Origin of the sequence: Enterobacter sp. V87_3 (genome assembly GCF_029967835.1) — a bacterium.
Classification (GTDB): Bacteria; Pseudomonadota; Gammaproteobacteria; order Enterobacterales; family Enterobacteriaceae; genus Enterobacter; species Enterobacter cancerogenus.
On sequence record NZ_JASCAM010000002.1, the window covers coordinates 21,019 to 29,351 of the forward strand.

An 8,333-nucleotide genomic window follows, 5' to 3' on the forward strand; every position below is an offset into this window, starting at 1 on the left:
CAAGAGGAGATCGCCCGAAAGGCGATACAACAGCAGTTTGACTCTTGTTCCCTTCGCAGGTATTAGCCTGATCAGGTTCCGCGGATCCCGAATTAACGGTCTCAGCCCGCGTTTTTCCAAACGCTGGGCACTCCGACAAGAAAAACCCCCTCCGAAGAGGGGCGATAGATGTAAATTACTCGTTAACGATTAAGAACTCAAGCCGGCCGCGCGATGTTATCTTCGTTGCTGGCTTTCAGGTCATTATCCAGCACGAGTACGATCAGCTTATCTTCCAGCGTGAATCGCTCCTCCAGCGCTTCACCGAGATCGGACAGCGCCTGCTGGAACTCGAGATAATTATCGTGATCGATCGCGTTCTCGAGCGTGGAGTCGTAGTACGCCATGATCCGCTGGGTGTTGGCTTCCAGCAGCGAACAGAGTTTGCTGGCGGCTAAATAGGGATTTGTGCCTTCCATTTCGCGGACAATGCGTTCATAAATATTGAAATGCCCGTCGGAAAGGTAGTCGACCAGGCTTTGACAAAAATCGTCCAGCGCTTTTTCATTCAGCCGCATGAAGGATTCTTTGCCAGGCTTAATACCGACCAGATTGTAATACGCCACGAGGAGATGCTTGCGGTCATGTAGCCAGCGATCCACCAGGTTGTTACTTCCTCCAACGCGCTCAGTCAGGCTTTCTAGCTGGTTCAACATGTTCGACTCCACAAGGTTTAGAATTGAATCTGCTTATCCAAAATGTAACCACAATGCTAACAACATGTCAGTGAAGCGAAGGTAGTGCAATAGATATGGATCGTATTATTGAAAAATCAGATCTGGGTTGGTGGATCGTCAGTCACGAACAAAAGTTATGGTTGCCCGCCGGGACACTGCCTTACGGAGCGGCGGAAACCTTCGATCTTGTCGGCTTGCCCGCGCTGAGGATCGGCGAATGGCAGGGCGATCCGGTGTGGTTGATCCAGCAATCTCGTCGCCACGATATGGGATCGGTTCGTCAGGTGCTCGATCTTGACGCTGGCCTGTTCCAGCTGGCGGGCCGCGGCGTGCAGCTGGCGGAGTTTTACCGCTCGCATAAATTCTGCGGCTACTGCGGCCATACCATGCACCCGAGCAAAACCGAGTCGGCGATGCTCTGTAGCCACTGCCGCGAACGTTACTACCCGCAAATTGCGCCGTGCATCATTGTGGCCATTCGTCGCGAGGATTCCATCCTGCTGGCGCAGCATACCCGCCATCGTAACGGCATTCATACCGTGCTGGCCGGGTTCGTCGAAGTTGGCGAAACGCTGGAGCAGGCGGTCGCGCGTGAAGTCATGGAGGAGAGCAGTATCAGGGTGAAAAACCTGCGCTATGTGACGTCTCAGCCGTGGCCCTTCCCGATGTCTTTAATGACGGCGTTTATGGCGGATTACGATAGCGGCGAGATCGTTATCGACCAAAAAGAGCTGCTGGAGGCGAACTGGTATCGCTATGACGATTTACCGCTGTTACCTCCGCCGGGGACGGTGGCGCGTCGGCTGATAGAAGATACCGTGGCAATGTGTCGGGCCGAGTATGAGTAGTGTTACACTGAGGCCATGACGCTTAAGGAACTGCAAAAATGACCGAACTGAAGAACGATCGTTATCTGCGTGCGCTGCTGCGCCAGCCCGTTGATGTCACCCCGGTGTGGATGATGCGCCAGGCGGGACGCTATCTGCCAGAGTACAAAGCCACGCGTGCGCAGGCGGGCGATTTTATGTCGCTGTGCAAAAACGCCGAGCTGGCCTGTGAAGTGACGCTCCAGCCGCTGCGTCGCTTTCCACTGGATGCCGCCATTCTCTTTTCAGACATTTTGACCATTCCGGATGCGATGGGGCTTGGGCTCTATTTCGAAACCGGCGAAGGCCCGCGTTTCACCTCCCCGATTAAAAGTAAAGCCGACGTTGATAAGCTGCCAATCCCCGATCCCGAAGGCGAACTGGGCTACGTGATGAACGCGGTGCGCACCATTCGTCGTGAGCTGAAGGGCGAAGTGCCGCTGATTGGCTTCTCCGGCAGCCCCTGGACGCTGGCAACCTACATGGTTGAAGGCGGTAGCAGCAAAGCCTTCACGGTCATCAAAAAAATGATGTACGCCGAGCCGCTGGCCCTGCATGCGCTGCTCGACAAGCTGGCGAAAAGCGTCACGCTTTACCTTAACGCGCAGATTAAAGCGGGCGCGCAGTCGGTGATGATTTTTGATACCTGGGGCGGCGTGCTGACCGGGCGCGATTACCAGCAGTTCTCGCTGTACTACATGCACAAAATCGTCGACGGCCTGCTGCGTGAAAACGAAGGTCGCCGCGTACCGGTCACCCTGTTTACCAAAGGCGGCGGGCAGTGGCTGGAAGCGCTGGCCGCAACCGGCTGTGATGCGCTGGGTCTTGACTGGACCACCGACATTGGCGAGGCGCGCCGTCGCGTGGGCGACAAAGTGGCGCTGCAGGGCAACATGGACCCATCCATGCTTTATGCCCAGCCTGCCCGCATTGAAGAAGAAGTGTCGACTATACTGTCTGCTTTCGGCCAGGGTGAAGGCCACGTCTTTAACCTCGGCCACGGCATTCATCAGGATGTGCCGCCAGAACACGCAGGCGTCTTTGTGGAGGCGGTGCATCGGCTTTCTGCCCAGTATCACAAGTAAGGAGTGGTTATGGATCTCGCGTCGTTACGCGCTCAACAGATAGAACTGGCCTCATCCGTGATCCGCGAGGATCGTCTGGATACGGATCCCCCGCAGTACATCGGCGGCGCGGACGTGGGGTTCGAGCAGGGCGGGGAAGTGACGCGGGCGGCGATGGTGGTTCTGAAGTACCCCTCGCTTGAGCTGGTGGAGTACAAAGTGGCGCGTATCGCCACCACCATGCCTTACATTCCCGGTTTTCTCTCCTTCCGTGAATACCCCGCGCTGCTCGCAGCGTGGGAGCAACTCTCGCAAAAGCCCGACCTGCTGTTCGTTGATGGACACGGCATCTCTCACCCGCGCCGCCTGGGCGTTGCCAGCCACTTTGGGCTGCTGGTGGATGTGCCGACCATCGGCGTCGCCAAGAAACGCCTCTGTGGGAAGTTTGAGCCGCTCTCCGCCGAGCCGGGCGCTCTGGCACCGCTTATTGATAAAGGCGAGCAGCTGGCGTGGGTCTGGCGCAGTAAAGCCCGCTGCAATCCGCTGTTCATTGCCACCGGGCATCGGGTCAGTATGGATAGCGCGCTGGCATGGGTACAACGCTGTATGAAGGGCTACCGTTTACCTGAGCCAACGCGCTGGGCCGATGCCGTGGCGTCCTCGCGTCCGGCATTTGTTCGTTGGCAGGAAATTCAGCCATGATTCAGGTAAACTGCGGCTAATTTTCGATTCGAGACATCATCATGTTACAAAACCCGATTCATCTGCGCCTTGAGAAGCTGGAAAGCTGGCAGCACGTCACCTTTATGGCCTGCCTGTGCGAGCGCATGTATCCCAACTATGCCACGTTCTGCAAGCAGACTGAATTTGGTGAAGGCCAGATCTATCGCCGCATCCTGGACTTGATCTGGGAAACGCTGACGGTAAAAGATGCCAAAGTTAACTTCGACTCTCAGCTCGAAAAGCTGGAAGAGGCAATCCCGGCGGCGGATGACTATGATGTGTATGGCGTCTACCCGGCGATTGACGCCTGCGTCGCGTTAAGCGAACTGATCCACTCTCGTCTGAGCGGCGAAACGCTGGAACATGCGATTGAGGTAAGTAAGGCGTCCATCACCACCGTCGCGATGCTGGAAATGACGCAGGAAGGTCGTGAAATGACCGACGAAGAGCTGCGTGCTAACCCGGCGGTTGAGCAGGAATGGGACATCCAGTGGGAAATTTTCCGCCTGCTGGCAGAGTGTGAAGAACGCGACATTGAGCTGATCAAAGGGCTGCGCGCGGACTTACGTGAGGCGGGTGAGAGTAATATTGGTATAGTTTTTAACCAATGAGACAACAAAACGTGATTTAACGCCTGTTTTGTCGTACCTCAACTCTTCCCTTCTGCCCCCCGTCTGGTCTACATTTGGGGGGCGAAAAAAAGTGGCTATCGGTGCGTGTATGCAGGAGAGTGCTTTTTTGGCATTTTCGTCGCACTCGATGCTTAGCAAGCGATAAACACATTGAAAGGATAACTTATGAACAAGACTCAACTGATTGATGTAATTGCGGACAAGGCTGATCTGTCTAAAGTGCAGGCTAAAGCTGCTCTGGAATCTACCCTGGCTGCTATTACTGAGTCTCTGAAAGAAGGCGATGCTGTACAACTGGTTGGTTTCGGTACCTTCAAAGTGAACCACCGCGCTGAGCGTACTGGCCGCAACCCGCAGACCGGTAAAGAAATCAAAATCGCCGCAGCTAACGTGCCGGCATTTGTTTCTGGTAAAGCACTGAAAGACGCAGTTAAGTAAGACGCGTGGCAGTGAACAGTTTTAACGAAGGGGCGGCAACGCCCCTTTTGTCATTCTGTCGCGGAACGCTCGCGCTGGCAGGCGTGCTGTTACTGTCTGCCTGTAGCCATGACGCCTCCCTTCCTCCGTTTACCGCCAGCGGCTACGCGGATAACCAGGGTGCGGTCAGGATGTGGCGCAAAGATTCCAGCGGGGAAGTGCACCTTCTCTCCGCGTTCAGCCCGTGGCATACCGGTAATACCTCAACCGCAGAGTATCGCTGGCAGGGGGATTCCCTCTCCCTTATCGAGCTGAATATCTACAGTAAGACCCCCGAACATGTGAAAGTGCGTTTTGATGACCATGGCGAGCTGAGCTTTATGCAGCGCGAGGTCAGTGGTCATAAACAGCAGCTTTCCAGCGAGCAAATAGCCCTCTACCGCTATCGTGCCGAACAGATCCGCCAGACCAGCGATGCGCTGCGTCTGGGGCGCGTAGTGCTGCGCCAGGGGCGATGGCATGCCGATGGTACGGTAACGACCTGTGAAGGGCAGACGGTGAAGCCTGAGCTGGAATCCTGGGCAACCGAACATATTGAACGTCGTCAGCGTCACTCTTCTATGGAAGTGAGTATCGCGTGGCTTGAAGCGCCGGAAGGTTCTCAGTTGCTGCTGGTGGCGAACGAAGATTTCTGCACCTGGCAGCCGACGGAAAAGCGTTTTTGAGCAATATACCCTCTCCCTGAGGGAGAGGGTAGGATGAGGGGAAACAGACGTCTCTGTTACTCGCCCTGCTCACGCGCAATCGCGCGATAACCGATATCCTGGCGGCTGAAGCTGCCGTTCCAGTGGATATCCGCCATCAGCGCATAGGCGCGCTTCTGTGCTTCCGCAACGGTGTGACCCAGCGCGGTCGCGCACAGTACGCGGCCACCGTTGGTCAGGACGCGATCGTCGTCAGACAGCGTTGTGCCCGCATGGAACACCTTCGCGCCGTCTACCGCTTCCAGCGGCAGGCCGTGGATCTCGTCACCGGTGTTGTAATTCCCCGGATAACCGCCCGCCGCAATCACCACGCCCAGAGAGGCACGCTCGTCCCACTCGGACGTTTTCTCGTCGAGCTTGCCTTCGCAGGCCGCCAGGCACAGTTCGACCAGATCCGATTTCATGCGCAGCATGATGGGCTGCGTTTCCGGATCGCCGAAGCGGCAGTTAAATTCGATCACCTTCGGGTTACCCTGCTTGTCGATCATCAGGCCCGCATAGAGGAAACCGGTATAGGTGTTGCCTTCCGCCGCCATCCCTTTAACGGTAGGCCAGATGATGCGCTCCATGGTGCGCTGATGCACTTCGTCAGTGACCACTGGCGCAGGGGAGTAAGCGCCCATCCCACCGGTATTCGGGCCGGTGTCTGCGTTACCCACGCGCTTATGATCCTGACTGGTTGCCATCGGCAGGACGTGCTCGCCATCGACCATCACGATAAAGCTCGCCTCTTCACCGTCGAGAAACTCTTCGATGACGATGCGATGGCCCGCATCGCCAAAGGCGTTGCCAGCCAGCATGTCCTGCACTGCGGCTTCCGCTTCTTCAAGCGTCATCGCCACGATCACGCCTTTACCGGCGGCCAGCCCGTCGGCCTTAATCACAATCGGCGCGCCTTTTTCACGCAGATACGCCAGCGCTGGCTCTACCTCGGTGAAGTTCTGGTATTCCGCCGTCGGGATGTGATGACGCGCAAGGAAATCTTTGGTGAAGGCTTTTGAACCTTCCAGCTGCGCGGCGCCTTCCGTCGGGCCGAAGATGGTCAGCCCGGCTTCGCGGAATGCGTCAACCACGCCAATCACCAGCGGCGCTTCCGGGCCGACGATGGTCAGATCGATATTCTCATTTTGGGCAAAGCTCAGCAGTGCCGGGATATCGGTCACGCCAATGGCGACGTTCTGCAGCGTGGGCTCCAGGGCAGTGCCGGCATTGCCCGGCGCCACAAAGACGGTTTCAACTCGCGGAGACTGCGCGGCTTTCCACGCCAGCGCGTGCTCGCGACCGCCATTACCAATCACTAATACTTTCATTTTCTGCTCCGGGAATTAATGGCGGAAGTGACGCATGTCGGTGAAGATCATCGCGATACCGTGTTCGTCAGCTGCGGCAATCACTTCTTCATCGCGAATAGAGCCGCCAGGCTGGATCACGCAGGTGATGCCCACCGCCGCTGCCGCGTCGATGCCGTCGCGGAACGGGAAGAAGGCGTCGGAGGCCATGGCGGACCCTTTCACTTCCAGCCCTTCGTCGCCTGCTTTAATACCGGCAATTTTCGCCGAGTAAACGCGGCTCATCTGGCCTGCGCCTATCCCGATGGTCATGTTCTCTTTCGCATAGACAATGGCGTTGGATTTCACGAACTTCGCGACCTTCCAGCAGAACAGCGCGTCACGCAGTTCCTGCTCGGTTGGCTGACGTTTGGTCACCACGCGCAGGTCGGCTTCTGTCACCATACCCAGATCGCGATCCTGAACCAGCAAACCGCCGTTCACGCGTTTGAAGTCCAGGCCCGGCACGCGTTCAGCCCACTGACCGCAAACCAGCACGCGCACGTTTTGCTTCGCCGCGGTAATTTTCAGGGCTTCTTCAGACGCTGATGGCGCAATGATCACTTCGACAAACTGACGCGAGATAATGGCCTGTGCGGTCTGTGCATCCAGCTCGCGGTTGAAGGCAATAATGCCGCCAAACGCGGAGGTCGGGTCGGTTTTGTAGGCGCGATCGTAGGCATCCAGAACAGAGGTGCTTACCGCCACGCCGCACGGGTTCGCGTGCTTGACGATAACGCAGGCCGGCTCGCTGAACGCTTTCACGCATTCCAGCGCAGCGTCGGTGTCAGCAATATTGTTGTAGGAGAGCGCTTTGCCCTGAACCTGCTGCGCGGTGGCAACCGAGGCTTCTTTTACCTCTTCTTCTATATAGAAGGCTGCCTGCTGGTGGCTGTTCTCGCCGTAGCGCATATCCTGCTTCTTAATGAAGTTCAGGTTCAGCGTGCGCGGGAAGCGGCCAGATGGATCGTTGCTTTCGCCATGGTAGGCGGGCACCAGGCTGCCGAAGTAGTTGGCGATCATGCTGTCGTAGGCGGCGGTGTGCTCGAAGGCTTTAATGGCGAGGTCGAAACGGGTTGCGAGGGTTAATGAACCTTCATTGGCGTCCATCTCATTAATAATGGCGCTGTAGTCGCTGCTCTTGACCACGATAGCCACATCTTTATGGTTCTTGGCCGCGGAGCGCACCATGGTCGGGCCGCCGATATCAATATTCTCTACGGCATCTTCCAGCGAGCAACCTTCGCGGGCTACGGTCTGAGCGAACGGGTAGAGGTTAACGACAACCATGTCGATAGGTGCGATGCCATGCTGTTCCATAATGCCGTCATCCTGACCGCGGCGGCCAAGAATGCCGCCGTGCACTTTCGGGTGCAGGGTTTTGACGCGTCCATCCATCATTTCCGGGAAACCGGTGTAATCAGAGACTTCGGTAACCGGCAAACCTTTCTCTGCTAACAGGCGAGCGGTACCGCCTGTGGACAGCAGCTCCACACCGCGTGCAGAAAGTGCCTGAGCGAATTCAACGATACCGGCTTTATCAGAGACACTGAGCAGAGCGCGGCGGACTGGACGACGTTGTTGCATGGTAAATCCCCTGGATTTCACGATTACAGAGAGCGTTAGATGAATTTTTCCTGTGAAAAACTCATCTAACACACCTGGCGGGGCATGCCTGTTAAGCGCGAGCATTTTAACGAAAACGTTTGCGCAACGCTCGCACAATTTCACTTTTTCGTATCATTGTGGATAAGTCTGTGCGTAAAAAGGTATAAGGCGGGGTTTTGCTGTGGAATGCAGCAGTCAGTCATTTTTCTGTCATT

General features: G+C 56.5%; 9 protein-coding genes and 1 riboswitch. Of the genes, 6 read left to right on the forward strand and 3 right to left on the reverse strand.

Annotation, left to right across the window (positions count from 1 at the left end; all coding sequences use genetic code 11):
• Positions 1-31: 31 nt before the first annotated feature.
• Positions 32-145: riboswitch (TPP riboswitch) on the reverse strand.
• 52 nt (positions 146-197) lie between these two features.
• Positions 198-695 (reverse strand): sigma D regulator, encoded by a 498-nt coding sequence (rsd, locus tag QLG21_RS00270; RefSeq protein WP_088209511.1) that lies wholly within the window; start codon positions 693-695, stop codon positions 198-200.
• A gap of 95 nt (positions 696-790) precedes the next feature.
• Here rsd and nudC point away from each other — a divergent pair, with 95 nt between their 5' ends.
• From nudC to QLG21_RS00300, 6 genes are all read left to right on the forward strand, one after another.
• Positions 791-1,564: an NAD(+) diphosphatase gene (nudC, locus tag QLG21_RS00275; RefSeq protein WP_006176762.1), complete on the forward strand. Its 774-nt coding sequence runs from the start codon at positions 791-793 to the stop codon at positions 1,562-1,564.
• A gap of 38 nt (positions 1,565-1,602) precedes the next feature.
• Complete coding sequence (gene hemE, locus QLG21_RS00280; RefSeq protein ID WP_058610862.1) at positions 1,603-2,667, forward strand: uroporphyrinogen decarboxylase; 1,065 nt, start codon at positions 1,603-1,605, stop codon at positions 2,665-2,667.
• 9 nt (positions 2,668-2,676) lie between these two features.
• Positions 2,677-3,348, forward strand: coding sequence for a deoxyribonuclease V (gene nfi / locus QLG21_RS00285; protein ID WP_006176764.1), 672 nt, complete (start codon positions 2,677-2,679; stop codon positions 3,346-3,348).
• A gap of 41 nt (positions 3,349-3,389) precedes the next feature.
• Entirely contained in the window at positions 3,390-3,980 is a 591-nt protein-coding gene (locus tag QLG21_RS00290; RefSeq protein WP_006176765.1) for a YjaG family protein, read from the forward strand.
• A gap of 186 nt (positions 3,981-4,166) precedes the next feature.
• A complete protein-coding gene (gene hupA, locus QLG21_RS00295) occupies positions 4,167-4,439 on the forward strand; it encodes a nucleoid-associated protein HU-alpha (protein WP_002445246.1) in 273 nt (90 codons plus the stop codon).
• 11 nt (positions 4,440-4,450) lie between these two features.
• A complete protein-coding gene (locus QLG21_RS00300; protein ID WP_058610861.1) occupies positions 4,451-5,143 on the forward strand; it encodes a DUF1481 domain-containing protein in 693 nt (230 codons plus the stop codon).
• Positions 5,144-5,199: 56 nt separating this feature from the next.
• Here QLG21_RS00300 and purD read toward each other — a convergent pair whose 3' ends face one another.
• Both purD and purH read right to left on the reverse strand, forming a co-directional pair.
• Positions 5,200-6,492, reverse strand: coding sequence for a phosphoribosylamine--glycine ligase (purD, locus tag QLG21_RS00305; protein ID WP_006176767.1), 1,293 nt, complete (start codon positions 6,490-6,492; stop codon positions 5,200-5,202).
• 15 nt (positions 6,493-6,507) lie between these two features.
• A complete protein-coding gene (gene purH, locus QLG21_RS00310) occupies positions 6,508-8,097 on the reverse strand; it encodes a bifunctional phosphoribosylaminoimidazolecarboxamide formyltransferase/IMP cyclohydrolase (RefSeq protein WP_282483643.1) in 1,590 nt (529 codons plus the stop codon).
• Between the last annotated feature and the right edge of the window lie 236 nt (positions 8,098-8,333).

What these genes read in the sequence shown, in the direction of transcription:
- rsd (WP_088209511.1), bottom strand. Translation starts at nt 695, where the DNA reads ATGTTGAACCAGCTAGAAAGCCTGACTGAGCGCGTTGGAGGAAGTAAC.
- QLG21_RS00290 (WP_006176765.1), top strand. Translation starts at nt 3,390, where the DNA reads ATGTTACAAAACCCGATTCATCTGCGCCTTGAGAAGCTGGAAAGCTGG.
- purD (WP_006176767.1), bottom strand. Translation starts at nt 6,492, where the DNA reads ATGAAAGTATTAGTGATTGGTAATGGCGGTCGCGAGCACGCGCTGGCG.
- hupA (WP_002445246.1), top strand. Translation starts at nt 4,167, where the DNA reads ATGAACAAGACTCAACTGATTGATGTAATTGCGGACAAGGCTGATCTG.
- nfi (WP_006176764.1), top strand. Translation starts at nt 2,677, where the DNA reads ATGGATCTCGCGTCGTTACGCGCTCAACAGATAGAACTGGCCTCATCC.
- nudC (WP_006176762.1), top strand. Translation starts at nt 791, where the DNA reads ATGGATCGTATTATTGAAAAATCAGATCTGGGTTGGTGGATCGTCAGT.
- purH (WP_282483643.1), bottom strand. Translation starts at nt 8,097, where the DNA reads ATGCAACAACGTCGTCCAGTCCGCCGCGCTCTGCTCAGTGTCTCTGAT.
- hemE (WP_058610862.1), top strand. Translation starts at nt 1,603, where the DNA reads ATGACCGAACTGAAGAACGATCGTTATCTGCGTGCGCTGCTGCGCCAG.